We start from the raw sequence: 24077 nt of genomic DNA, 5'->3' as shown, positions 1-24077 counted from the left end.
GTCGTGGCGATCCGGTCGGGTAACCGATCCCACGAGTCGCTGGTGACCACGACCTCGACGACGACGGGGAACGCAGCACCGATGGCTGCGGAAAACCCCTCGCGCCTGCATCGGCCACGGGCGCTGGACTTCCGTGCAACCATCAGCCGCTGCATGTCTGCCGAATCTCCCGCTCGATGAGCGCCGTGGCGACCGCGTCGGCCGCACGTGGGGCCTTCGCGAGCGTGTGCACCACCGCGGCGAGCCCTGCCGCGTTGGCGATGGCCGCTCCTGCCGCTCGCGCCTCTCCGTTGATCCAGGTCGATGCCCCTTCCCGCTGCCAGCTCACCGCGCGGGAGTGCCCAGCTCCGGGTTCGAGCGCCCAATCGGCGTAGCGACAGAGATCGTCGAACGTGGACCAGACGCCGCCTGCCGACGCGAACGACGACTCGCCGAGCGCCCACGGCCGAATCGCACGACCGAAGAGCTTCGGCACCACGCGGTCTGCCCGAGCCGGCACGAGGGCCGCCGAGCTGATCCCCGCCGGCTCGAGGACGTGCTGGCGAACAGCGGCGAACCAGTCGCCGTGCACCTCGTCGAGCACTGCGCCGAGGAGCGCGTATCCCAGGTTCGAGTACACGAACCGGCCGCGGGGCGTGACCGGCACAGCGACTGCGTGTTCCAGGGGAACACCAACGGCCTCTCGGTACGGGTCGCCGAACAGGCGGTCGCGCATCGTGGCCGGAAGCCGTGGCAGACCCGAGGTGTGGTGGATGAGGTCGGCAACGGTCATCTCGGCGTCGGGCACATCGGGCAGGTAGTGCGCGACCGGCCGCTCGACCTCGAGTGTGAGCCAGGCCGTCGTGCCCACGAGTCCCTTTGTGATGCTCCCCCACTCGAGCATCGAAGCGCTGGCGTACGGCCCACGGGGCTCGCGGACGGTTCGCCAGCCGTCGGCCGCGCGAACACTCGCGCGCCAGTGTCCGTAGCTCTCAAGCGGGTTCCGCACGTCCCTCCTTCTGCAGGCGGGCACAAAGGCGGGCGGCAGCACCGGCGTAAAGCGACCGGGCGTGTCGGTGGAGGCTCACGACGCCGGCGTTCAAGAACACGCCGCTGCAACGTGGTCGTGCACGATTACTGACGACCAACGTGACGGTCACGCGTCATCGCTGACCTGCTGGAACGCAAGCAGGCGTGCGCGGCGCCGGGCTACGAACCACGTTGCCGGCCCGACGAACGGGACGAAGAGGACAACGAAAGCCCAGGCGAGCAGACGCCATCCGTTGAGCGACGCGGAGCGGGCCAGCGAGCCGAAGGCCGCGAGAGCCAGGATCAGCGCGACCAGACATACGATCAACACCGCGGCATCGAGCACGGTCGGGACGAGTGGGTTCATACTCCCCTCCTTGGTCAAGTCGTCATCCCGCTCGCTCAGCGGTTGTGAGCGACAGGGCAGTCCGCCTTCGCACTCAGGCGCTGGGGCTCGACTGCTAATGACGTGACCACACAGCGTCAGCGCCCTGTACATTGCCGTTTGTATTCCAGGACTGTAGCGTCGACCTCATGGGTGAAGCAATGGTGTTCGCGTTGGCACTCGAGATCGGCGCTGCCCTCCTCGTGATCTGGCTGACCTGGAGGGCCGGCAACGGGTCTCTGCCTCGAAACGGCCTCGCCGGCATCCGGACGCCGACCACGATGTCCAGTGATGCAGCCTGGAGAATCGCCCACCGCGCAGCGCTGCGTCCGACGATCATCGCTGGAGCCGCGACCGTGTTGTGGTGCTCAGTGAGCATCGGTCTCGCACCGCTCCGCAATCCGGTCTCGGTGCTCGTGTCCGCGGTAGTGCTCGTCGGCGGCGCGCTCCTGTCCGTCGCGGTGGCGCACCGCGCCGTGCGCCGGGCCTCGCCCGAGGGATGACAACGCTCGGCACGCTCTCACGCGAGAAGCTGGCGTGGGAGTTCGCCACGATCCTCAACCAGGAAACGCGGGAACTCGAAGCCGCCGGTGTCGACATCATCCAGTTCGACGAGCCCGCCTTCACCGTCTTCCACGACGAGGTGCAGGACTGGGGCGTGGCCGCGCTCGAGCGTGCAGCCGAGGGCCTGCGCGCCGAGACCGCCGTGCACATCTGTTACGGCTACGGCATCGAGGCGAACAACAACTGGAAGGCGACGCTCGGGGCCGAGTGGCGGCAGTACGAGCAGTCCTTCCCGCTGCTGCAGCAGTCGTCGATCGACATCATCTCGCTGGAATGCATCCACTCGCACGTCCCCCTCGAGCTCGTCGAGTTCATCCGCGGCAAGAAGGTGATGCTCGGGGCCATCGACGTCGCGACCCAGACGGTGGAGACCCCGGAGGAGGTCGCCGAGGTGTTCCGTCGGGCGCTCGACTTCGTCGATGCCGACAAGCTGATCCCCAGCTCCAACTGCGAGATGGCTCCCCTTGCACGTGGTGCCGCGCTCGACAAGCTCGGCGCGCTGTCCGCTGGTGCGGACATCGTGCGAGCCGAGCTCGCCAGCGTCGCCGTGCCGGTATCGCGCTAGCGGCCCGGCTGCACAGGACGGCTCGCCTCGACAACGGGGCAGGCCGTCCCTCGTGTCGCGTCCGGCAGGCGCCCTGGTCCCGGGCCGGACTGGAGGCGCGGCTCGGTTCCGGTGGTCAGGTCGCGGTCGTCACTCCTGACTGTCGAGGCTCATCTTCTCGAGGTCCCCCGCAACGCACTGCGAGCTGCCGTCGATCGTGTACCCGCGGGGATCCGCGCGGAAGTCGGAGGAGCTCACCGGACCGCCCCTGCCCCGGACGCCGAGGATCGGGTCCTCGCCGCCGGTCTGGTACCGCTCGGTCGTGACCCCGAGCTCCTTCCAGTGCTGTTCCACCGCCTTGACGTCGGCCTTCGGGTCAGCGCTCGCGGAGCGGACCATGGCGTAGACGTACTGGACGCCCCCTTGCCCAAGACCCCGGCCGCACTTCCCGAGCCCCGGACCGTCGCTTACTTCCCAGCCGTCACCGACCACGTCGGTCGAACCCTCGACGAACGTGACGATGGACTGCTTCGCTTCTTTCGTGTTCATGCCAGACCCTTCGCTGCAACCAGTGAGAACGGCGACAGCGAGCAGCACGGCTCCTGTCGCCCGGAGGACGGAGACGGCTTTCGCCCGTCGTGGTTTCATCTGGGAGTTCCTTCCAGATCACTTTGTTTCGGCGAAATCGGCATGATCAGTTCGTCAATCGTTCGGGCTGGCCGGTCGTGGCATACGCCACGTTCTGCAACGACTGCGTGTCTTCATCGAGGTAACCGCCGCCGTACCAGGTGTGCACGCCGTGGTCGCGGACGGGCTTGAGGCCGGGCGCCCCGTCAGCGCCAAAGCTCGTCGCGCCGAACTCCGGAGCAGTCGGATCCTGATGATGGTCCGAGCTGAAGTCACGCCCGACCGCCGCCCATTCGTCGCCACTCCAATGTTCGATGATCGGCTTCACCACTTCTGCTTGTCCGGCGTACACCGCATCGGCGTGGATTTCGTCTGCTTCGTGGATGCTGTCCGGGATCCCAGCCGAAGCGATGGTGGTGAACGAATCCACGTGCACGCCCTCGGTCGTGAGCGCGTAGGACGCGGTCGTGGTGCCGTAGGAGTGTCCGAGGACGTTGACCGCCGGCATGGTACCGGCTCTCGTCGCGTCGAGGCCCTTGATCGACGCGGCCAGCTTCTCGCCGCCGGCCTTCGCGTAGTCGCTGCCGAACACGGCGGTGCTCGCCGGCGGGACGGGCGGTGCTTCGTACCCCATCCACGCGACGACGGCATTCGTGGTGCCGCGTCCTGCGGGAGCGGCCTTTGCCTGCTCGCTGTAGACGTTCTGAACGGCATCCGCCCAATCGGTCATGCTGCCCGTGCTCGATCCCATCCCCGGCACCGCCCAGGTGACGTTCGTGGCTTCGTCGAGATCTCCGATGGACACCGCAGCCAGGGGCGGATGGTCTGCGCTGAGTACCGTGAGGCTTCGCTGGCCCTTGCGGCCGTTGGGGTTGAGTGATGCCTTGATCGATTCGAGTGCGGAAAGGTCTTCGGCGTTCTTGCGCGCCTCCGCGCTGTAGATGCGGTCCGGGCGGCCAAGGTCGTCCAGGAACTTCTTCGCGGAGGCGATCCGGCGGTCGAGTACAGCGACGTCGCAGCTCCGCGCGCCCAGTACGGCGCCCCTTCGAGATTCCCCAGAGCGGTCAGCACCGAGGTCGGGAGGAGTGCGAGGTCCGCAGCGTCCGCCCTCGTCAGACCGAGATCCGCCCACATCGCCGCGACCTGGGTCGGGGTCAAGTCGTCGGCGAAGAGCCGCTGAACATCGCGGACGAGCTCGTCGTCGGTCGCCTTGTCGATCCTGGCGTTCGCCAGCGATCCGCTGCTCCCGGCTTGCTCGAACGCGTCCGCGATGCGGTCGATCCATGCGGCATCGGCTCTGTTCTCCTCGAGGAAGCGATCGAACCCAGTCACGAAGGTGCACCCCTCGATCAGCACCCAGGAACACGAAGCGGTGAACGCAGTCCATGCACTGGCGAGCGTTGAGGCCTTTGACTCGGCAGCCGCGTCGTTCGCCCGGCTGACGATACTGAAGTCGCGCAGTCGTGCCGGGTCCGCCGAGCTTCGACCGTGTCCCGTACCACCTCCGGACCGCCTGCGTTCCCGAGGCGCGAACGCCGCATGGATCGACGGTGGTCGGACCGCAACCTCCGACGGTTTCGGCGCACGGATCGCGACTGGGGGCAGAGTGGTGGTGGCGAGCAGGGAGGTCGCTGCGGCGTGCTGGCGTTCGCGTTCGGCTTCGTTCCAAGCATCGAGTGCGTTCAGCCGTTCCTCCTCAGCCTGCGCGGAGGACTTGGCGTCGCGCACCTGACCGACGAGGTCATCCAGGACGGACGCCAACTTGCCCCGGTCGGTCGACTCAGTCGAGGCGGACTCGGTAAACCGGTCCGCGTAGGCTCCGGAAAAGTCAGCCGCTGCTTCCTCGACGGCGGACCGACGAGCCCCCGACTGAGCGCGGAGCTCGTCCTTCCCCGACGTGGCCGCTCTGACGACGGCGTCTGCCGCCGCCGCGTCGAACTCGATCTTCCCCATGACGTCCCCCTCAGGCCCACCCCGGCCCGAACGCTGACCCTACCCGAAGCAGCGCCGAAGCGTGTATTTCACACAACAGTGGGGCTTCGAGGGCATCGGTGCAATGCCAGGTGCACCCGCGCCATCCGCGGAAGCAGACACCGTGCGAGCTGAACTCGTCGACACGGCGCTCCCGTCGGCCCACTGATCACCGCGGTACACCACGGCGGCTCTCTTCCGAATGAAGGAGAGCCCCCGGTCATGTGCGTCCTCCGCGTGCACGACCCTCGACCCCACCGTTGACGCCAGAGGACGGATCACGACACCGCGTCTCGCACCATCCCCAGGGGCGTCCGATGCTTGATATGTTGTCTTCCAGGTGATTGCTTCAGTAAGTTGATCCGCAGGCGCTCAGGCTCCTCCGCCGAGGCAAGGGAGCCGATTGCAGTGATGCGCGGCGCACTCAAGCGAACGGGGGAGAACATGTTGGGAAGCCCGCGGGGTGTCCGCTGGAGCGCGGTTGGCATGTTCGTCCTGATGGCGTACGGTGCGGCGTGGGCGCTGCTCTGGCCAGCCATCCAGGTGAATGCGGACCTCTCAGACCCAGCTGAGAACCCCGGTGCGTACATCGCAACCGTGGCGATGATGTTCACACCAGGCCTGGCCGCGTTGCTGGTCACGGTCACGCTCGAACGTCGCCGCGGGAAGGCGATCCTGGTTGCGCTCGGCCTGACGAGATTCTTCACGCGTCAAGGCTGGCACTTCGCTCTCGCCGGCATCGCCGGAGCTGCTGTGCTGATCTCCGGCAACTGGGGCCTCGGGATGCTGTTCGGGTGGGTGCAGCTCGACCCCGAACACTCCGTGGCGAAAGAACTCATCGTTCGAGTCACGGGCGAGCAACCGCCGATGCCGATGGCGCTCCTGGCGCTGCTGCAACTGCTGAACCTCCCGATCGGGATTGCCATCACCGCGATCGCTGCGACCGGCGAAGAAGTCGGTTGGCGCGGCTGGCTCCTCCCGAAACTGCTGCCACTCGGCACCGGATGGGCGCTGAGCGTCAGCGGCGCGATCTGGGGTCTCTGGCACGCTCCCGCGATCCTGCTCGGCCTGAACTACGAGCAACGCAATCCGCTTGGGATCATCATGATGATGATCGGCTGTGTCGGCGCGGGCGTGCTGATCGGCTGGCTCCGGCTTGCGAGTGGATCGCTTCTGCCCTGCGTGCTCGCCCATGCGGCACTCAACACCTTCGCCTCGTACCAGTCCGTGCTCTTCCCCCCATTCGACCAACGCCTTGTCGGGCCACTCGCCATCACCGGATGGATCGTCATGGCGCTCTTGATCGTGGCGTGCGTGTTGCGGGCAACTCGACTTCGCCAGCGACACGGGTCGCAACTGGGCAGCTCCGAGGTCCGCAACACCGAGCTGTCCCAGTAGCCGGCCGAATGCCCAAGGGAACTGACCGGACCATCGCAGCCTCGGACCCCGAGGATCGGGTCCTGACCGCCGGCCTGGAGGACGGCGTCTGCGAAGCGTCAAACTCGAGGGCGTTGACTACGTTCATGATCACCAAGGGCGTCATCCACCAGGTCGAGAGTGCGACTGTCCGGGATCGCAACGGCGTGTCAGTCGGCAAGGTCGTGCAGGTGTTCCCCTTCGACGAGGACGGCAGTGCGGCCTACGTCTGTGTCGCAACCGGACTGCTCGGGCGTCACCGGGCGCTCGTCCCCGCCGACGACGCCACGTTCGACGGCACGGACGTGCACCTCGGGTACACGAAGGACGCGATCAAGGGCGCGCCGTCCCTCGCAGCCGGAAGCACCTTGTCCCCCGCCGAGGCGAACGCCGTCCGCAAACACTTCGGGCTGTCCCGCACCGGCGCTGCGACCGGCGACATGGGCGACCCACACGAGAACCTCGACCAGGCCGGGACAGGTCTTGCGGGCGCAGACGACACCGAGGGCGCAGGGACGACCCCGCCGGCCTGAACGTCACCGGAGTGAACGGCGCCGAGACCACGGCTTTCGCCCACACCAAGCCAGGCAGTGGCCAGTCCTCTGGCGGGTGCGCGCTCCCTCGATGATGCGCGCACCTGTGAGCGTGGCCTACGCGGGTTTCTCGGAGGAGCATGCCCGTCTTCGTCCGACCGGCTCCGCGGCCATCGCTCACGCGCAGCAACGCGAAACGGCTGCTGCGAACGCCCACGGGGTCGCAGCGCGGTCACGGGTCATCGGAAGTCACCCTCCGACACACATCGACACAACCCTTCTCGCGGGCGTTCGCCGATGTCACAGTCTCACCATGGCGCACATCTGGTCGGGCGGTCCGGAGCCGCACTGCTGAGCAGGGCTGCCGGCCGGACGGCTCGCACGGCACCGGCCCGCGGGCGCCCCCGCGGGTCGAGACAGCCGAGCGACCGCCGCGGCCGGCTGCCCTCGCGCCGCGCCCACAGCAGACGAATCGACACCAGACGACGCCACACAACGCGACAGGTAGCAGCCCAGACCCCGAAGGAGTCCTCGTGACCATCAGCAACCGGACCGCCGACAGCACGATCGACGAAGGCGCCGACGACGAGCTCCTCGCCCGCGTCCGTCCGATCTTCGACCGCATCGCTGCCGGCGCCTCTGAGCGCGAACGCGACCACCGCCTCCCGTTCGAGGAGATCCGCGAACTCGCCGCGGCAGGATTCGGCGCCGTCCGCGTCCCCGTCGCCCACGGCGGAGCAGGGGCGACCCTGCCCCAGCTGTTCCGTCTGCTGACCGAACTCGCCGCCGCTGACAGCAACATCCCCCAGGGCGCTCCGCGGCCACTTCGCGTTGGTGGAGGATCGGCTGGTCGCACGGACCGGGGAACGCGAGGGGTGGTTGGACCGCTTCGGCCGCGGTGAGATCGCCGGCAACTCGTGGACCGAGGTCGGGTCGGTGCAGGTCGGCGACGTGATCACGAAGGTGACCCCGCAGCAGGACGGGACGTTCCGGATCACCGGACAGAAGTACTACTCGACCGGCAGCATCTTCGCCGACTGGATCGACACCTACGCCGAGCGGACGGACACCGGCGAGCGGGTCATCGCGATCGTCGACGCGCACCAGCCCGGGGTCACCCACACCGACGACTGGGACGGGTTCGGGCAGCGCACCACCGGCTCCGGCACCAGCACCTTCGACGATGCCGTCGTGCAGGCCGACGCGGTGATCCCCTTCGACGAGCGGTTCAAGTACCAGACGGCGTTCTACCAGGGCGTGCTGTTGAGCGTCCTCGCCGGGTCCGTCCTCGCAGCCGAACGGGAGATCGCGCGCGAGGTCCGCAACCGCACCCGCGTCTTCTCGCACGGCAACGCCGACACGTTCGCGTCCGACCCGCAGATCCTCCAGGTCGTTGGTGAGGTGTCGGCGGCCGGGTTCGCCGCCACCGCCATCGTCGACCGGGCCGCCGCAGCCCTGCAGGGTGCGTACGAGGGAGCCGCGCTCGACACAGCCGAAGACGAGCGCCGCAACGACCGCGCCGAACTCGCGACCGCACAGGCGCAGGTGGCGCTGACCACCCTGGCGACGACGGCGACCTCGCACCTGTTCGACGCGCTCGCGGCGTCCGGGGTGAGCACGACGAAGAACCTCGACCGGCACTGGCGGAACGCTCGCACCGCCGGCAGCCACAACCCGTGGGTGTTCAAGGCGCGGATCATCGGTGACCACGCGGTCAACGGTGCAGAACCGCCCCGCGTCTGGGCGATCGGTGCGACCCGCACCTCGTGACGCCTGCACCGGAAGCTGGCTGCGTGACTGCACGCGATCCCGTGACACATGACGGACGGGAGGCGCGGTGCCAGCTGGCACCGCGCCTCCTGGCCGTCACGCCGCCGGTCGCGAGTCTCGCGGTGGGCTACACCAGGTCGGGCGAGTCCAGCAGGTCCGTCACCAACGCGGCGATCGCGGAGCGCTCGGAACGCGTCAGCGTGACGTGTGCGAACAGCGGGTGGCCCTTCAGCCGCTCGATGACCGACGCGATGCCGTCGTGCCGGCCGACCCGCAGGTTGTCGCGCTGGGCGACGTCGTGGGTGAGCACGACCCGCGAGTTCTGCCCGATCCGGGAGAGCATCGTGAGCAGCACGTTCCGCTCGAGCGACTGGGCCTCGTCGACGATCACGAAGGCGTCGTGCAGTGAGCGTCCGCGGATGTGGGTGAGCGGCAGCACCTCGATCAGTCCGCGTTCGACGACCTCGTCGAGCACGTTGTCGGACACCACCGAACCGAGGGTGTCGTAGACCGCCTGCGCCCAGGGGTTCATCTTCTCGCCGGCGTCACCCGGCAGGAAGCCGAGGTCCTGCCCGCCGACGGCGTACAGCGGCCGGAACACCATGATCTTCTTGTGCTGCTGCCGCTCGAGCACCGCTTCGAGCCCGGCGCAGAGGGCGAGCGCCGACTTGCCGGTCCCCGCGCTGCCGCCGAGCGAGACGATGCCGATCTCGGGGTCGAGCAAGGCGTCGATCGCGAGCCGCTGCTCGGCCGAGCGGCCTCGGAGGCCGAACACCTCGCGGTCGCCGCGCACCAGGGCGACGGCGCCGGGGACGTGCACCCGGCCGAGTGCCGAGCCGCGCTCGGAGTGGATGACGACGCCGGTGTTCACCGGGACGCCGTCGAGCTGGACGGACCTGATCTCTTCCTTCTCGTACAGGTCGGCCATCTGTTCGCCGGAGACCTGCAGGTCGGCGATGCCCGTGTAGCCGGAGTCGACCGCCAGCTCGGCGCGGTACTCCTGAGCTGCCATGCCGATCGATGACGCCTTCACGCGCAGTGGCAGGTCCTTCGACACGACGACGACGTCGAGCCCGTCGTTCTGCAGGTTCGACGCGACGGCGAGGATGCGGGAGTCGTTGTCGCCGAGCTGCAGGCCCGACGGCAGGACGGACTGGTTGGAGTGGTTCAGCTCGACGCGGAACGAGCCGCCGTCCCCGATCGGGATCGGGAAGTCGAGTCGCTCGTGCTCGATGCGCATCTCGTCGAGCAACCGGAGCGCCTGTCGCGCGAAGTACCCGATCTCCGGATCGTTGCGCTTGGACTCGAGTTCGCTGACGACGACCACGGGCAGGACCACGGCGTGCTCAGCGAAGCGGAACAAGGCCCGCGGATCGCTGAGGAGCACCGATGTGTCGAGCACGTACGTGCGCTGGGCGACCGACGTGGACGAGTCCGCGGTGTGCTGGTGCTGGGTTCCGCGAGAGACGTTCTGAGAGGTCACGACCACTCCATCCCCGGGCCGCGACCGGCCCGGTCCTGTCCTCGAACGCGGCCACGGAGCGGGTCCCGAAGCACCGACTGTGGCCGCTTCGACCGGGCGCGTTGCCCGATGGGGACAACGTACGTCCGGCCTCCGACAGGCCGCCAGCGACACGCGGTTTCCGGAGTTACGGTCGCGTGAACAACGAGAGCGCGGCGCGTGCCGTGCCGTCGGCCGGTCACGAACTGTCGGCTGCGGTCGCGCCGACCGACAGGTGGTGACCACTCGGCGGACGTGAGCGGGGTGTCGTGACCGCTCGCGGCGCGACCAGGTGTGCGCCCGGAGGCCCGTGGCGGCCCGGCACCGCGCCTCCCGTCCGGTCGCCGGCGCTGCTACTGCATGGTGGCGTACGAGACGCAGGCGTCGCGGAACATGTCGAGCGTCTCGTCGGTGGTCGACGCGAAGACGGACACACGGGCGACCCCGAGCCGGGTCGTCACCGTGACACCGTGGTTGTGCAGCGCCGCCGACAGCGCCGTCAGGCGCCCCTGCATCGGTCGGAGCACGACGATGCCGGCGCGCTCGCGCGGGTCGCGGCTCGACTCGACCTCGAGCCCGAACTCGTCGGCGATCGCGAAGACGCGCTCGACCCGCTCGGACACGCGCTCCGCCACCGTGGCGACTCCGACCGCGGTCAAGCGTTCGAGCGACACGGCCAGCCGAGCCTGGGCGACGGGGTCGATGCGGCTCATCTGGAAGCCGGCGGCGCCGGGGCGGACCGCCGGCACCTCGACGGGCCAGCCGCTGGTGCCGTGCGGGCCGGAGAGTGCCGGACGGAGCCGGTTCAGGGCGCGGTCGCTGAACGCGGCGAACCCGGTGCCCCAGCCCGCGTGCAGCCACTTCTGTCCGCCCGTGGCGACGACGTCGGCGGTCTCGTAGGGGGCGTCGACGACACCGAAGCCCTGGATCGCGTCGACGATGAGCAGGCGGTCGCCGATGACCTCGCGGATGGCGGCCAGGTCGGTCGAGTACCCGGTGCGCCAGTCGACCAGGGACACCGCGACCGCGGTCACCTCGTCGGTCAGGCGCTCACGGACGAGCTCCGGTGTCACCCATCCCGCGCCGGACTCGATGACGACGGGCTGCACCCGGCCGCCGGTGGCCGAGGCGGCGCTGGCCAACGCGAGCGGCAGCGACGGGTACTCGTCGGCGGAGACCAGCACGCCGCCGGTCAGCCCGAAGGCGGTGTGCAGCAGCCCCGGCGTCGTCGCGGCCTGCGAGACGACCTGGTCCTCACGGCGACCGACCAGCCGTGCGGCGACGCTGCGGACGCGCGCGTCCTGCTCGTCGAGGGTCTCCATCGATCCGAAGCGCATGTGCTCCTGGATCGTACCGAGCACACGCTGCTCCTCGAGCACGGCGGTCTGCACGGGGCCGAACGCAGCGTGGTCGAGGTAACCGGGGTCTTCGGAGAAGCCGGCGGCGTACTCGTCGATGTTCACAGGGGGCACCTTTCACAGGGTCGAACCCTGAGAGCCTACTGGGACGCGGCTTCGCCGACGAACCCGTGCGCGACCTGGCTGCTCGGGGTCGAGCCGGGGGGGTGCCGGCGTCAGCCGCCGAACCGGCGGGAGCGCAGCCCGAAGTCACGGACCGCCCGGAGGAAGTCCACCTCGCGCAGGTCCGGGTAGAACGCCTCGACGAAGTAGAACTCACTGTGCGCGCTCTGCCACAGCATGAAGTCGGACAGGCGCTGCTCGCCCGAGGTCCGGATCACCAGGTCGGGGTCGGGCTGGCCCTGCGTGTACAGGTGGTCGCCGATGAGCTCCGGCGTCAGGACCTCGGCCAGGGTGTCGATGGTGCCGCCACCCGCACCGTGCGCCTGGACGATGCTCCGCATGGCGTCCGCGATCTCGCGTCGGCCGCCGTAGCCCACGGCCAGGTTGATGTGGAGGCCGGTCCGGCCGGCGGTCCGCTCCTCCGCGCGCTCGAGCGCGGTGACGAGGTTCTCGGGCAGCCCCTCGTTCGACCCGACGTGCTGCACGCGCCAGTCCCGCTTGTCGGCGAGGACCCCGGCGAGGTCGGCGATGATGCCGACGAGCTCCGAGAGTTCCTCGCCGGCTCGGCCGGTCAGGTTGTCGGCGGAGAGCAGGTACAGCGTCACGACCTCGATGCCGAGGTCGTCGCACCAGGTCAGGAACTCGGGGATCTTCGCGGCGCCCGCGCGATGGCCGTGTGCGGCGGACTCGAGGCCGAGCTGCTTCGCCCAGCGACGGTTGCCGTCCACGATCATGGCGACGTGCTTGGGCTTCGCAGCGCCCTCGATCTGGCGGCGGATACGGCGCTGGTAGGCGCGGTAGAGGATCCCTCGCCCTGTCCATCCCGCCGTGCCGGTCACGCACCGAGCGTAGTGCACCCCGGACACGAGGGAGCCGATCGCCCCGCTCCGCGGACACGTGGCTTCCGTCCGGGCAGAGGCCATAGTGTCGGAGCATGCAGGACGAGCACGAGACCGGCACCCTCCCCCACGTCCCGTTCACGGAGGAGGGCGCGTCGACCGCCGCTGAACCGCGACCGGCATGGCGGGGTTGGATCCACCTCGGTGCCTTCCCGTTCGCGATCGCCATGGGGGTCGTCCTCATCGGCCTCGCCGACAGCACCGCGGCGAAGGTCGGCAGCGCCGTGTTCATGGCGACGTCGCTCGCGATGTTCGGTGTCTCCGCGACCTACCACCGGTTCCCCTGGGGCCCGAGGGTCAAGGCCGTACTGAAGCGCATCGACCACACGAACATCCTGCTGCTCATCGCCGGTACCTACACGCCCGTCGCGATCTGCGCCCTGCCGCACTCGCTCATGGTCGTGGTGCTCTGGGTGATGTGGTCCGGTGCGGCGCTCGGCATCGCGTTCCGCGTGCTCTGGATCAACGCGCCGCGGTGGTCGTACGTGCCGATCTACCTGGTGCTCGGCTGCGCCGCCCTCGGGCTGCTGCCGCAGTTCTTCGCCGCGAGCGTACCGATGACGGTGCTCATCCTGTCGGGAGGCGTCGCCTACGTCATCGGCGCACTCGTGTACGGCTTCAAGCGGCCGAACCCCGTCCCGACGCAGTTCGGGTTCCACGAGGTCTTCCACGCTCTGACGGTCGTGGCCTTCGGCGCGCAGTGGGCCGGGGTGCTCATCGTCGCGATCGACCCGGTGCGCTGACGGTCGCACGTTCCTTCCCAGAACGCGCGCGATGCCAGGTGCTTCCGGGCGTACCGAGCAGGAAGTTCCGACCCGGTACGCCCGGTTCCGCTCGATACGCCCGGTTCCGCCCGGTGTGCTGACGGACTGGAGGCCCGTGGGGGTCGCGCCACGGGCCTCCCGTCCGGATCGGGTCGCGTCAGCCGCGCTCGGTGTCGTCGCCGACGTCGGCCCGGCCGTCCTCGGCCGCGCGCCGGTCCGGCTCGTCCGTGGCAGCACCGTCACGAGCAGCGCCGTCACGAGCAGCGCCGTCACGAGCAGCGCCGTCGCCGGCGGTGCCGTTCACCTCGGCCTCGAGCCGCTCACGCACCTCGGCGCGGTAGCGGGTCCGGCGGATGCGTCGGGTCATGTCCACGACGAGCAGGATCGTCACGATGGCGACGAGCGCGATCGCGATGAACCCGACGACGCCCGGGGTGACGTCGACGTCCGGGACGACCGAGGGGCTGGGACTGGGGGTGGCGGCGAGTGCCGCCGCGATGGTGCTCACGAGGTCGGTTCCTTGTCGGCTGGGATCCCGGCGAACAGGTCGGTCTCCGGGAGCTCGGTCGGCACGCGGGCCTCCACGAGCTGGTAGTCCTCGGTCGGCCACACCGTCGCGAGGAGGTCGTTCGGCCAGTAGAAGAACGCGCTGTCCGGCGCGACCTGGCTGGCGTGGGCGCGGAGCGCGGCATCGCGGTGGTCGAAGTACTCGTGCACGTCGACGTGGCTCGTGGCGAGGTCCGGCCGGTCGGCGAACCGCTCGACCCATTCACGCAGCTGCTCGATCGCGGGGCTGTCCGGGTCGCGGTCCTGCAGCGCCTCGAAGATCGTGCGGAACCGGCGGGGGTTCATCGTCCGTTCGTAGTAGAGCTTCGCGATCGACCACGGCGCCCCCGCGGACGGGTACGCGGACGGGTCGGCGGCCGCGGACCATGCGGCCATCGACACCTCGTGCGTGCGGATGTGGTCGGGGTGCGGGTAGCCGCCGTTCTCGTCGTAGGTGACGAGCACGTGCGGGCGGAACCGGCGGATCACGCGGACGAGCGCCTCTGTGCTGTACTCGAGCGGCACCGTGGAGAACGTGCCGGGCCGGACGGTCTCGCCCTTCTCGGCGTCGGGCAGCCCGGAGTCGTGGTAGCCCAGCCAGACGTGGTCGATGCCGAGCGCGGCCTGCGCCGCGGCCATCTCGGTGCGGCGGTACCCGGCCATGTCGCGGTTCGCACGGCTCGTCGCGGGTTCGCCGAGCTGGTCGTTCAGGACGTCGCCGGCCTCACCCCCGGTGCAGGACACGACGAGCACCTGGTGCCCCTCGGCAACGTACTTCGCGGCGGTCGCGGCGCCCTTGCTCGACTCGTCGTCGGGGTGGGCGTGGACTGCCAGCAGGCGGTACGGCACGTGGGGTTCCTCACTGCAGGTGAGCGGCGTCGGACGCGGGCAGCGCACAGCATCGCGTGAACTACCCTGGGATCAGGATAATCACTCCGGGAGCCCCGAACTGTCCGAACAGCAGCACACCGCGACCGCGCGCACCGCGACCCTCGACGAGCGCTACGGCCGCACCCCGGCCCGCGCGCACCGCAGTCGCCTCATCGCCATCCTCGCCGCCGTCGCGGTCGCCGTGGTCTTCGGCGCCTGGGTGATCTGGGCCGGGCTCGACCAGTCCGACCGGGGGCTCGACCAGGACGACGTCGGGTACGAGGTCCTGTCGGAGCACAGCACCGTCGTCCACTCGCAGGTCTCCGTCGACCCGGGCGTCGAGGCGAAGTGTGCCGTGCAGGTCCTCGACAAGAGCTACTCGATCGTCGGCTGGAAGGAGATCACCCTGCCAGCCTCGGAACAGCGCACCCGCAGCATCACCACCAGGGTCACCACGACGACTCGCGGCGTGACCGGCTTGATCCACGACTGCTGGATTCCTTAGACTGCTGTGATTCGCCTTTCGAGACCGACCACTCGGCCGGTCTCGTTTTTTCTTGGTCGAAGGGACAGAACATGAGCAACGACACGCAGGTCGCCTGGCTGACCCAGGAAGCGCACGACCGCCTCAAGGCCGAGCTCGACGAGCTGAGCGGCGAGGGCCGTGCCGAGATCGCACGCCGCATCGAGGCCGCGCGCGAAGAGGGCGACCTCAAGGAGAACGGCGGCTACCACGCCGCCAAGGACGAGCAGGGCAAGATCGAGGCGCGCATCCGTGTGCTCACCGAGCTCCTCAAGCACGCCACCGTCAGCGAAGCCGCCTTCGACGGGACCGTCGAGCCCGGCACCGTCGTCACGGCGGTGATCGCCGGTGACGAGTCGACGTTCCTCGTCGGCAGCCGCGAGATCGTGGCCGAGGGTTCCGACCTGACGGTCTACAGCCCGGTCAGCCCCGTGGGCGCCGCGATCGTCGGCCTCAAGGCTGGCGACAAGGCCACGTACACCGCGCCGAACGGCAAGGAGATCGCCGTCGAGGTCGTCAAGATCGAGCGGTACGAGCCGTAGGCCCGCAGCGCTGCAGACGGGAGGCCCGTGGCGACACCGCCACGGGCCTCCCGTCTGTCCGCTGGTCGCGCCCAGGGCACGCACCGCGTTTCCGACGATCCACGCGTCGAACGACGCGTGGATGGTCGAGGACTAGTGCTCGAGGAGTTCCGGGCGGAAGCCGACCTCGTGCAGCCGCTGGATGACCTCCTGCGCGTGCTCCGGCCCGCGCGCCTCGATCGACAGGTCCAGTGCGACCTCGTTGATGACCAGACCCTGGCCGTGCCGGGTGTGGAGCACCTCGACGACGTTCGCACCGGCGTCCGAGATGACCTGCGCGACGCGGGAGAGCTGGCCGGGACGGTCCGGCAGCATGATGCGGATACCGATGTAGCGGGACGCGGCGACGAGGCCTCGGGTGATCACGCGCTCCATCATGAGCGGATCGATGTTGCCACCGCTCAGCAGCACCACGGTGCGCCCCGTGTCGCGGACGGCCCCGGACATGATCGCCGCCACGCCGACGGCGCCGGCGGCCTCGACCACGAGCTTGGCTCGCTCGAGCAGGACGAGCAGGGCACGGGCGGTGTCGTCATCCGAGACGGTGACGATGTCGTCGACCAGGTCGCGGATGATCGGGAAGTTCAGGTCACCGGGGCGAGCGACGGCGATCCCGTCCGAGATCGTCGGCTTCGTGGTGATGGTCACAGGCTCGCCGGCACGGATCGACGACGGGTAGGCGGCGGCGTTCTCCGCCTGCACCCCGATGACGCGGATCGGGCGACCGAGGCGTTCGGCCATGCCCTTCACGGCGAGGGCGATGCCGGCGATGACACCACCGCCGCCGATCGGCACCACGACGGTGTCGACCTCCGGGACCTGGTCGATGATCTCGAGGCCGAGGGTGCCCTGCCCGGCGATGACGGCCGGGTGGTCGAACGGCGGGATGAACACGGCGCCGGTGTGGGCGGCGAAGTCCTTCGCAGCACTCAGCGCCTCTTCCACTGAGTGCCCACGCAACACGACGTCGGCGCCGTAGTGCCGGGTGGCCTGGAGCTTCGGCAGCGCGACCCCGACCGGGGTGAAGATCGTCGCGGGGATGCCGAGCTCGCGGGCCGCGAGCGCGACCCCCTGCGCGTGGTTGCCGGCGCTCGCGGCGACGACGCCCTTGGCGCGCTGCTCCTCGGACAGGGTGGAGAGCCGGTTGTAGGCGCCCCGCACCTTGTAGGCGCCGGTGCGCTGCAGGTTCTCGCACTTCAGGTGCACCGGGGACCCGAGGAGCTCGGCGAGGAACTGCGAGGTCTCCATCGGGGTGACCCGTGCGACGCCCTTGATCGTCTCGCGCGCCGCCTCGATGTCCGCCAGGGTCGGGATCGCGGTGAGCGTGTGCGGGGAGGCGCTGGTGTCGGTCACTCCCCCATCATCGTCGTTCGGGGCCGCTGCGGCGAACCCGTGACGCGCGGGATCGTCCGGGCTCAGCCTGCCGTCCCCTTGACGGCGGTGGCCTGCTGGTCGGCCCCGGGCGGCGGCACGTCCCCCTGACGACGACGGAGCTTCATGACCTTGCGCCGACGCTTCGAGGCGACGTTGGCCTCGTGCGCGTCCTGCTTGGCCTCGCGCACGTGGTCCGAGTCCATCGTCTTCCACCGGCCGCTGGAGATCGTCGTGACCATCGAGTTGACCGTCGCGATGAGCGGCACGGCGAAGAACGCCCCGGCGATGCCTGCCAGCCCGGAAGCCGCGGTGACGCCGAGGACGACCGCGAGCGGGTGCACCTTCACCGCGCTCCCCATCACGAGCGGCTGCAGGATGTGTCCCTCGACCTGCTGGACGATGAGGATCACGAGGAGCATCCACACGGCGGCGACCCAGCCGTTGAACACGAGCGCGACGAAGACCGCGAGGAATCCGGTGACGATCGCACCGACGACGGGGATGAACGAGCCGAGGAACACGAACACGGCGATGGGGACCACCAGGGGCAGCTGCAGGATCGCCGCGCCGATGCCGATGCCGACCGCGTCGACGAACGCCACGAAGATCTGCACCCGGATGAAGCTCGTCAGGGTCGTCCAACCGGCGACACCAGCCCCGTCGATGGCACTGCGCGCGTTCGTCGGGAACAGTCGTACGACCCAGCGCCAGACGTTCTTGCCGTCGATGAGCAGGAAGATCACCGTGAAGATCACGACGAACAGGCCGGTGAGGATGTGGGTGAGCGACGACCCCGCGCTGGCGACCCCCGACAGGATCGAGCCGGAGTTGTTCTGCAGCCAGTCGGTCGCCTGGTCGAGGTAGGAGTTCAGGTCCTTCTGGCTGATTCCGAGACCGGAGCTCAGGACGAAGTCGCGGATGTTGTCGTACTGCGACAGCGTGCGGTCACGCAGCGACGGGTAGGCAGCGGCGATCTGGTCGACGACGAGCCAGACGAGGGCACCGACCGCAGCGAGCCCGCCGACCAGGCTCACGATGACCGCGACCCACTTCGGCACGTGGTGGCGCTGCATCCAGTTCGACAGCGGGACCAGCAACGCGGCGACCACGATGCCGATCAGGAACGGGATGAGGATCTCGCTGAACAGCGTGACCAGGTAGATGACCACCGCGACGACGCCGACCACCACGAGGATCCGCCACGACCACGCGCCCGCGATCCGCATCCCCGCGGGCACCGAGTCGTCGACGACGGGTTCCGGATGTGTCTTCTTGCCCCAGGCCATGGGCCGAGTGTACCGACGTGTCCCGCGTCAGGTGCCAGATGCGGCATACGTTCGTGCACCCTCATGTCGGCGGGTCCCGGTAGCGTCGCGGCATGGTCAGGACGACGCTCTCCGCTGCCGAGTCACGCCGGGTCGCGCTCGCCGCGCAGGGGTTCGGGCGGCCTGCGACCGGGGCTGTCCCGACGCGGGCGTTGAACGCGGCGTTCGGCCGGCTCGGGTTGCTGCAGATCGACTCCGTGAACGTGTTCGAACGCAGCCACTACCTGCCACTGTTCGCCCGGCTCGGCGCCTACGACCGGACCACGCTGGACCGTCTGACGCTCGGACGCTCCGGCCCGTACACCGAGTACTGGGCGCACGAGGCAGCGCTCATCCCGCGGGACGACCTGCGCCTGTTCCGCTGGCGGATGGACGCCCTGCGGGAGCGAGACGCCGGCCCGACCCGGGTCGACGGGGTCACCCGGACCGTCGCCGTCCGTCGCGAGCTGCACGCCCTGCTGCGTGCCGAGGGTCCGATGCCCGCGAGTGCCGTCGAGCACGAGTCGAACGTCCGGCGCGGCCCGTGGTGGGGGTGGAGCGACGTCAAGCTGGGGCTCGAGCAGATGTTCCGCTGGGGCGAGGCCGTGAGCGCTGGTCGCTCGGGGTTCGAGCGGGTGTACGCCCTGCCCGAGCAGGTGCTGCCCGCGGGGTTCCTCGATACCGCCCCGCCCCGCGCCGACGCCGTGCTCGAGCTGGTGCGCCACGCGAGCCGCGCGCTCGGAGTCGGCACGCGTGCTGACATCGCCGACTACTACCGGCTGCGCTCCGACGACACCGCGGTGGCGATCGCCGAACTGACCGCCGCCGGCGATCTCCTGCCGGTGCGGGTCGAGGGGTGGGGCGAGCGGGCATGGTTGCACGCCGAGGCCCGGGTGCCACGGCAGGTCACCGCCGACGCCGTGCTCAGCCCGTTCGACCCCGTCGTGTGGTTCCGCCGCCGTGCGGAGCGCATGTACGGCTTCCACTACCGGATCGAGATCTACACGCCGGCGCCGAAACGGGTGTTCGGGTACTACGTGCTCCCGGTGCTGCAGGACGACCGGCTCGTCGGCCGCGTCGACCTGAAGAGCGACCGGCAGCGCGGGGTGCTGCGGGTCCGGACCGCGTGGCAGGAGCCCGGCGAGCACCTCGACGCCGAGCGGCTGGCCGAGACCCTGCGACGTACTGCGGCGTGGCAGGGCCTGGGTGCGATCGAGGTCACCGACCGCGGCACGGCGTCGGCGGCCCTCGCCGGGGCGCTCGGCCTCCCACTGGTGCCGCACGAGTCCGCTGACGACGCGGACGCAGCCGGACCGGAGCAGACGGCGACTCTCGGAGCGACCGACACCGACTGACGGCCGGTGGTCAGAACCGGTCGGCGGTCACCCGCAGGCGCGCGGTGCCGTCGGGCAGCGGCCGGTGCATGGAGAACAGCCGAGCCGTCGTCCCTGCACGTCAGCTGGGACGCTGGATCAGAACTGCACGCGCGGCGGCTCAGCGATCGCAGCGGGCTCGGCGGTCTCGAAGAACGAGGCCTCGGCGAACCCGCGGTTCTTCGCGAACGCGGAGTTGGGGAACACCCGGATCTTCGTGTTCAGTTCGCGTACGCCGCCGTTGTAGAAGCGTCGGGCCGCCTGGATCTTGTCCTCGGTGTCGACGAGGTCGGTCTGCAGCTGCAGGAAGCTCTGGCTCGACTGCAGCTGCGGGTAGCCCTCGGCGACCGCGAACACGCTCTTGAGCGCCTTCTGCATGTGCCCTTCGGCGGCGGAGGCCGAGCTGGCGTCGCCCGCGGTCAGGGTTTCCGACCTGGCCTTCGTGACGTCGTCGAACACGGCCTTCTCGTGGGTGGCGTACCCCTTGACGGTGTCGACGATGGTGGGGATGAGGTCGGCGCGGCGCTTCAGCTGCACCGAGATGTCGCTCCAGGCTTCGTCCACCCGGACCTTGAGCGTGACGAGCGAGTTGTACGTCACCCAGAGGTAGATCCCGATGATCACCAGGACGACCACCACCACTCCGACGACGATGAGCGTCGTGACGAGTCCGGTGTCCATGCGGGCGTACTCCTTTGCGCGTCGGGATCCGCGGTGCTGCGATGGCCTGAACGGCCATCGGAAAGTCTATCGATGCGCTGACCGTGCTCCGTTCCGGCGGCCGGGTTCACGGGCGATTCCCGAGTCACGCACACCGGGCGTTCGGACTGCGGCCCGGTACGCACATCATCCGCGAGGTGTATTGACCACACGCCGGCGATCCCGTGGGATGGAGCCGGTGAGCGCACGCGGGGAACACGTGGACGACCGGGCAGTCGGGGGTGACGGCCCCCGTCGTCGTGTCCGCTCCGTCGCCGTCTCCGCGGCCGTGGCGGTCCTCGCCGCCGTGTTGCTCACCGCAGCCGGCGTCCCGGCACTCGCGGCACCGAGCACGCGCACGAGCACCGAAACCGGCACCGGCATCGCGGCGAGCACCCGGACCGCCCCCACCGCCACCCCGGCGCCGAGCGAACTGGCCCCGCCGAGCACCGGCCGGCCGGGCTCCCCCTCGCCCGCCCCGGCGCTCCGGCCGCCCGTGGGTCCCGCCATTGCCGACCCGGGTGACGTGACGACCAGCACCGCTCGCTTCCACGGCACCGGCACCCCCGGCAACACCGTCCGGGTCGTCGGCCCGCCGTCGACGGGCTCGTCCGGATGCACGACCGAGGTCCGCCCGAACGGGTCGTGGGCCTGCCTGGGCACCGTCCGGTCCGGCCCACAGCAGGTCTTCACGGTGCGGGACGTGGTGGCCGCGAGCCTGCCGCCCGCAAGCGCGCCGGCGTCGGACGTCATCGTCCCGCCGACCGTGAGCGGTGGCGGTCCGACCGGCGGCACGGTGTCCGGCACCGGGTTCCCCGGGTCGACCGTCACGCTCGCGGTCTCCGGCTCGCCGACACAGCAGACCGCTCGGGTGGGTCCCGACGGCCGGTGGGTGGCGCGGCTCGCGTCGGTCGCCGACGGACGCGTCACGGTCACGGCATCCCAGACCGCCAGCACCGCGCGCGGCTACCGCTCGGACCTGCGCAGCGCCGCCTCCGCCCCGACGACGATCGCCGTCGACCGGACCGCTCCGGCCGCCCCGCGCATCACGTCACCCGACGACGGGCAGCGGCTCGGAACACGCGGCACGACCGTGCGCGGGACCGGCGAGCCCGGAGCCGGCGTGACGGTCTACGTCGACCGCGCACCCGTCTGCGGTGCCGAGGTCACCGCCGACGGTTCGTGGTCGTGCTCCACCGCCGGGTCGGTGCTGCGCGCCGGCGGGCACCGGATCACCGCGACGCAGCACGACGCAGCACGGAACTACTCGAAGTCGTCCACGCCCGTCCGCGTCACGGTCGGGGCAGCCGCTCCCGGGACTCCCGGTGTCGACAGCTCCGGGTCCGCGGCGCCCGCGGACCCACCCGGTGCCGGGGAACCGGGGAACGCCGGAACCCGCGGCGCCCTCGGCGGCGGGAACGACGGCGGCGCCACGGCCGGCGGCACGGGCTCGGGGAGCGGTGCGAACGGTACCGGCACCGGCGGCACCGGCGATGCGAACGGGACCGGCACCGGCGCCGAGCGCGGCAGCGGGGCCGGCAGTCACCTCGACTGGTCCGGCCCCGCGGGGGACTGGACCGCCGCCACCACCTACGACCGCACGGTCCCGACGATCCAGGCCGCGTTCTCGTGGCGCACCGTCCTGGTCGCCACCGCCGTCGCCGCCGGGTTCCTCCTGCTCATCGCCGCGCCGCTCGCCCTCGTCGCCGCGGTTGCCCGCGGTCGCCTCCGTGTGCCCTTCGCCGGGCTGCTCGGCCGGAACCGATCGCGGTCCGACAGCACCCGGGGCGACGACGTCCTGCCGACCTGGGCATCCGTCACGATCGCGGTGTCCGTCGCGGCACTCTGCACCCTGCTCGGTGTGGGAGTCGAGCTCGAGGCGCGCTACGTCCGCCTCGCCATCGCGGTCCTGCTCGGGACCGCCGCGCTCACCGCCGCCGTCGTGTTCGCGACCCGCCGGGCCGCTGGCGCCGACCACCGCGCGGTCGGTTTCCGGATGTCGCCCTGGCTCGTGCTCGCAGCACTCGCGGCCTGTGGCATCACCCGTGCGGCCGACCTCTCCCCCGCCCTCATCGTCGGCGTCGTGCTCGTGCCGTCCGGTCGCCCCGACCTGGACACGGGCGCGCTCCGCCTCGGCTCGGGCATCGCCGTGAGCGCCCGCAGTGCGACCTGGCGGGTCGTGGCACTCCTCGGGCTCGCCACGACCGGTTGGGTGCTGCACAGCCTGAGCGGCGGGGGCGGCTTCTGGGCGGCGCTCACCTCCGAGTTCGCGATCACCCTGTGTGTCGGCGGGGTCGGTGCCGTGGTCGCGACGCTGCTGCCCGTCGCGCCGTCCGCCGGCAGCGCGCTCCTCGCGGCCTCCCGAGGGCGCTACGCCGCCCTCGCGGTGGTCGCCGTGGCCCTGACGGCCGCCGTCTACTCGGGCTCGTCCGGCACGCACGTCTCCCCGGCCCTGCTGGGCGCTGCCGCCGCGGCCTGCGTGGCGGCAGCGATCGCGGCCGTGGTGTGGGCGCGCACCACGCAGGGCACCGCGCGCGCGTGAGCCGAACCGGGCCTCCCGTCCGTCGATCCCCGCGCCCCTGACGGACTGGAGGCACTGTGCCGGTCCGCACTGTCGCAAGCCGGATCTCGGTGCCGGCCCACGGCACCGGCCCGCGGATACAGTGACGAGCGGTGCGCGGCGCACCGCAGGACCGCAGGACCGCCACAGGGAGCGACGATGACCGAGACCCGATCCGACCACGACGCCACGCGGTTCCGCGAGGTGTTCGAGGGAAGCTTCACGTACGTGAACGGGTTCGTCCGCAACACCGGCTGGTTCCACCCGGGCGACCTCGCCACGTGGGACGAGCACGAGCGGGTGACGATCGTCGGACGCAGGGACGACATGATCATCTCCGGCGGTGAGAACGTCCACCCGGTGCAGGTCGAGGCCGTGCTGCAGGAGCACCCGGGCGTCGCCGACTCCATCGTGGTCGGCGTCCCGGATCCGCGGTGGGGCAGGTCGTCGCGGCGTTCGTCGTCCGCGAGACCGGCCGGCTGCCGCCGACGACGTCGCGGCCGCCGCGGTCCTGGAGGAGTGGACCGGCTCGCACCCCGGGCCCGCCCGGTACAAGCGGCCGCGGTGGTACCGGTTCGTCGACGCGGTCCCCTCCAACGCCACGGGCAAGAAGGTGCACTACCTGGCGAAGGCGTCTGCAGCGTCCGGCCAGGCGGCTGGCCTCCTGATCGAGCCGTAGGGGCGCCCGCCGGGTGAGCGGCTGACGGCCTGGAGGCCCGTGGCGGCGCCGCCACGGGCCTCCGGG

Annotated in this window: 22 protein-coding genes and 2 pseudogenes; 11 read left to right on the top strand and 13 right to left on the bottom strand. The window is 70.4% G+C overall.

All coding sequences use genetic code 11. The annotated features are described in order from the left end of the window. Positions 1–142 precede the first annotated feature (142 nt). Together ITJ56_RS00660 and ITJ56_RS00655 are read right to left on the bottom strand one after the other, a co-directional pair. Positions 143–988 (bottom strand): serine hydrolase domain-containing protein, encoded by an 846-nt coding sequence (locus tag ITJ56_RS00660; protein WP_194626459.1) that lies wholly within the window; start codon positions 986–988, stop codon positions 143–145. A gap of 147 nt (positions 989–1135) precedes the next feature. Next, positions 1136–1375, bottom strand: coding sequence for a hypothetical protein (locus tag ITJ56_RS00655; RefSeq protein ID WP_194626457.1), 240 nt, complete (start codon positions 1373–1375; stop codon positions 1136–1138). Positions 1376–1542: 167 nt separating this feature from the next. Between ITJ56_RS00655 and ITJ56_RS00650 the strand changes: the two genes are divergently transcribed. Together ITJ56_RS00650 and ITJ56_RS00645 are read left to right on the top strand one after the other, a co-directional pair. Beyond that, positions 1543–1896 carry an SdpI family protein gene (locus ITJ56_RS00650; RefSeq protein ID WP_194626455.1) on the top strand — a complete coding sequence of 118 codons (354 nt, stop codon included), beginning with the start codon at positions 1543–1545 and terminating at the stop codon, positions 1894–1896. After that, positions 1893–2522 (top strand): annotated as a pseudogene (locus ITJ56_RS00645) (methionine synthase); the annotation flags it as partial. The gene ITJ56_RS00650 and the pseudogene ITJ56_RS00645, both read left to right, overlap by 4 nt. A 129-nt stretch (positions 2523–2651) precedes the next feature. Here ITJ56_RS00645 and ITJ56_RS00640 read toward each other — a convergent pair. The 3 genes from ITJ56_RS00640 to ITJ56_RS18170 form a co-directional block, all read right to left on the bottom strand. Next, positions 2652–3050, bottom strand: coding sequence for a hypothetical protein (locus ITJ56_RS00640; protein WP_194626453.1), 399 nt, complete (start codon positions 3048–3050; stop codon positions 2652–2654). Positions 3051–3195: 145 nt separating this feature from the next. Next, positions 3196–3888, bottom strand: coding sequence for an alpha/beta hydrolase (locus tag ITJ56_RS00635; protein ID WP_323749704.1), 693 nt, complete (start codon positions 3886–3888; stop codon positions 3196–3198). Continuing rightward, on the bottom strand, positions 3855–5081 hold the full coding sequence (locus ITJ56_RS18170; protein ID WP_228517104.1) for a hypothetical protein: 1227 nt from the start codon (positions 5079–5081) through the stop codon (positions 3855–3857). Before ITJ56_RS18170 ends, ITJ56_RS00635 begins: the two co-directional genes overlap by 34 nt. Positions 5082–5585: 504 nt before the next feature. Here ITJ56_RS18170 and ITJ56_RS00630 point away from each other — a divergent pair. From ITJ56_RS00630 to ITJ56_RS00620, 3 genes and pseudogenes are all read left to right on the top strand, one after another. Further along, on the top strand, positions 5586–6497 hold the full coding sequence (locus ITJ56_RS00630) for a CPBP family intramembrane glutamic endopeptidase (RefSeq protein WP_194626449.1): 912 nt from the start codon (positions 5586–5588) through the stop codon (positions 6495–6497). Positions 6498–6622: 125 nt separating this feature from the next. Next, positions 6623–7048 (top strand): hypothetical protein, encoded by a 426-nt coding sequence (locus tag ITJ56_RS00625; RefSeq protein WP_194626447.1) that lies wholly within the window; start codon positions 6623–6625, stop codon positions 7046–7048. A gap of 533 nt (positions 7049–7581) precedes the next feature. After that, positions 7582–8818, top strand: a pseudogene (locus ITJ56_RS00620) (acyl-CoA dehydrogenase family protein). A gap of 127 nt (positions 8819–8945) precedes the next feature. On the opposite strand, the gene ITJ56_RS00615 reads toward ITJ56_RS00620, so the two are convergent. The 3 genes from ITJ56_RS00615 to ITJ56_RS00605 all read right to left on the bottom strand — a co-directional run bounded on the left by ITJ56_RS00615 (position 8946) and on the right by ITJ56_RS00605 (position 12678). After that, positions 8946–10307, bottom strand: a complete 1362-nt coding sequence (locus tag ITJ56_RS00615; protein ID WP_194626445.1) for a PhoH family protein — start codon at positions 10305–10307, stop codon at positions 8946–8948. A 365-nt stretch (positions 10308–10672) separates the two neighbouring features. Further along, positions 10673–11782 (bottom strand): aminotransferase class V-fold PLP-dependent enzyme, encoded by a 1110-nt coding sequence (locus tag ITJ56_RS00610; RefSeq protein ID WP_194626443.1) that lies wholly within the window; start codon positions 11780–11782, stop codon positions 10673–10675. 110 nt (positions 11783–11892) lie between these two features. Then, the gene (locus ITJ56_RS00605; protein ID WP_194626441.1) at positions 11893–12678 is read right to left on the bottom strand and encodes an isoprenyl transferase; all 786 of its coding nucleotides are present in this window, start codon (positions 12676–12678) and stop codon (positions 11893–11895) included. 95 nt (positions 12679–12773) lie between these two features. On the opposite strand from ITJ56_RS00605, the gene trhA reads away from it, so the two are divergent. Then, positions 12774–13481 (top strand): PAQR family membrane homeostasis protein TrhA, encoded by a 708-nt coding sequence (gene trhA, locus ITJ56_RS00600; protein WP_194626439.1) that lies wholly within the window; start codon positions 12774–12776, stop codon positions 13479–13481. A 178-nt stretch (positions 13482–13659) separates the two neighbouring features. Here the strand turns inward: trhA and ITJ56_RS00595 are convergent, their stop codons facing one another. After that, on the bottom strand, positions 13660–14010 hold the full coding sequence (locus ITJ56_RS00595) for a hypothetical protein (RefSeq protein ID WP_194626432.1): 351 nt from the start codon (positions 14008–14010) through the stop codon (positions 13660–13662). Continuing rightward, the gene (gene mca / locus ITJ56_RS00590) at positions 14007–14897 is read right to left on the bottom strand and encodes a mycothiol conjugate amidase Mca (protein WP_194626430.1); all 891 of its coding nucleotides are present in this window, start codon (positions 14895–14897) and stop codon (positions 14007–14009) included. The genes ITJ56_RS00595 and mca overlap by 4 nt, the downstream gene beginning before the upstream one ends. 19 nt (positions 14898–14916) lie before the next feature. Here mca and ITJ56_RS00585 point away from each other — a divergent pair, with 19 nt between their 5' ends. Both ITJ56_RS00585 and greA read left to right on the top strand, forming a co-directional pair. Further along, positions 14917–15423, top strand: coding sequence for a DUF4307 domain-containing protein (locus ITJ56_RS00585; RefSeq protein WP_194626428.1), 507 nt, complete (start codon positions 14917–14919; stop codon positions 15421–15423). A gap of 71 nt (positions 15424–15494) precedes the next feature. Further along, positions 15495–15983, top strand: coding sequence for a transcription elongation factor GreA (greA, locus tag ITJ56_RS00580; RefSeq protein ID WP_194626426.1), 489 nt, complete (start codon positions 15495–15497; stop codon positions 15981–15983). 132 nt (positions 15984–16115) lie between these two features. Here the strand turns inward: greA and ilvA are convergent, their stop codons facing one another. Beyond that, complete coding sequence (gene ilvA / locus ITJ56_RS00575; RefSeq protein WP_194626424.1) at positions 16116–17375, bottom strand: threonine ammonia-lyase; 1260 nt, start codon at positions 17373–17375, stop codon at positions 16116–16118. A 62-nt stretch (positions 17376–17437) separates the two neighbouring features. Further along, complete coding sequence (locus ITJ56_RS00570; protein WP_194626423.1) at positions 17438–18682, bottom strand: AI-2E family transporter; 1245 nt, start codon at positions 18680–18682, stop codon at positions 17438–17440. Positions 18683–18774: 92 nt separating this feature from the next. On the opposite strand from ITJ56_RS00570, the gene ITJ56_RS00565 reads away from it, so the two are divergent. After that, complete coding sequence (locus tag ITJ56_RS00565; protein ID WP_194626421.1) at positions 18775–20055, top strand: winged helix-turn-helix domain-containing protein; 1281 nt, start codon at positions 18775–18777, stop codon at positions 20053–20055. A gap of 117 nt (positions 20056–20172) precedes the next feature. On the opposite strand, the gene ITJ56_RS00560 is transcribed toward ITJ56_RS00565, so the two are convergent. Beyond that, a complete protein-coding gene (locus ITJ56_RS00560; RefSeq protein WP_194626419.1) occupies positions 20173–20754 on the bottom strand; it encodes a LemA family protein in 582 nt (193 codons plus the stop codon). 217 nt (positions 20755–20971) lie between these two features. Here ITJ56_RS00560 and ITJ56_RS00555 point away from each other — a divergent pair, with 217 nt between their 5' ends. After that, the gene (locus ITJ56_RS00555) at positions 20972–23314 is read left to right on the top strand and encodes an Ig-like domain-containing protein (protein ID WP_194626417.1); all 2343 of its coding nucleotides are present in this window, start codon (positions 20972–20974) and stop codon (positions 23312–23314) included. Between the two features lie 177 nt (positions 23315–23491). Further along, positions 23492–24028: an AMP-binding enzyme gene (locus ITJ56_RS00550; protein WP_228516883.1), complete on the top strand. Its 537-nt coding sequence runs from the start codon at positions 23492–23494 to the stop codon at positions 24026–24028. Positions 24029–24077 lie beyond the last annotated feature (49 nt).

The organism is Curtobacterium sp. VKM Ac-1376 (genome assembly GCF_015351025.1).
Classification (GTDB): domain Bacteria; phylum Actinomycetota; class Actinomycetes; order Actinomycetales; family Microbacteriaceae; genus Curtobacterium.
Note: the sequence above shows the minus strand (reverse complement) of the source record. Positions and strands in the feature narration are given on the sequence as shown.

Coding starts and splice junctions, on each gene's coding strand:
- ITJ56_RS00655 (WP_194626457.1), bottom strand. CDS start 1,375: ATGAACCCACTCGTCCCGACCGTGCTCGATGCCGCGGTGTTGATCGTA.
- ITJ56_RS00650 (WP_194626455.1), top strand. CDS start 1,543: ATGGGTGAAGCAATGGTGTTCGCGTTGGCACTCGAGATCGGCGCTGCC.
- ITJ56_RS00640 (WP_194626453.1), bottom strand. CDS start 3,050: ATGAACACGAAAGAAGCGAAGCAGTCCATCGTCACGTTCGTCGAGGGT.
- ITJ56_RS18170 (WP_228517104.1), bottom strand. CDS start 5,081: ATGGGGAAGATCGAGTTCGACGCGGCGGCGGCAGACGCCGTCGTCAGA.
- ITJ56_RS00630 (WP_194626449.1), top strand. CDS start 5,586: ATGTTCGTCCTGATGGCGTACGGTGCGGCGTGGGCGCTGCTCTGGCCA.
- ITJ56_RS00625 (WP_194626447.1), top strand. CDS start 6,623: ATGATCACCAAGGGCGTCATCCACCAGGTCGAGAGTGCGACTGTCCGG.
- trhA (WP_194626439.1), top strand. CDS start 12,774: ATGCAGGACGAGCACGAGACCGGCACCCTCCCCCACGTCCCGTTCACG.
- greA (WP_194626426.1), top strand. CDS start 15,495: ATGAGCAACGACACGCAGGTCGCCTGGCTGACCCAGGAAGCGCACGAC.
- ITJ56_RS00570 (WP_194626423.1), bottom strand. CDS start 18,682: ATGGCCTGGGGCAAGAAGACACATCCGGAACCCGTCGTCGACGACTCG.
- ITJ56_RS00565 (WP_194626421.1), top strand. CDS start 18,775: ATGGTCAGGACGACGCTCTCCGCTGCCGAGTCACGCCGGGTCGCGCTC.
- ITJ56_RS00560 (WP_194626419.1), bottom strand. CDS start 20,754: ATGGACACCGGACTCGTCACGACGCTCATCGTCGTCGGAGTGGTGGTG.
- ITJ56_RS00550 (WP_228516883.1), top strand. CDS start 23,492: ATGACCGAGACCCGATCCGACCACGACGCCACGCGGTTCCGCGAGGTG.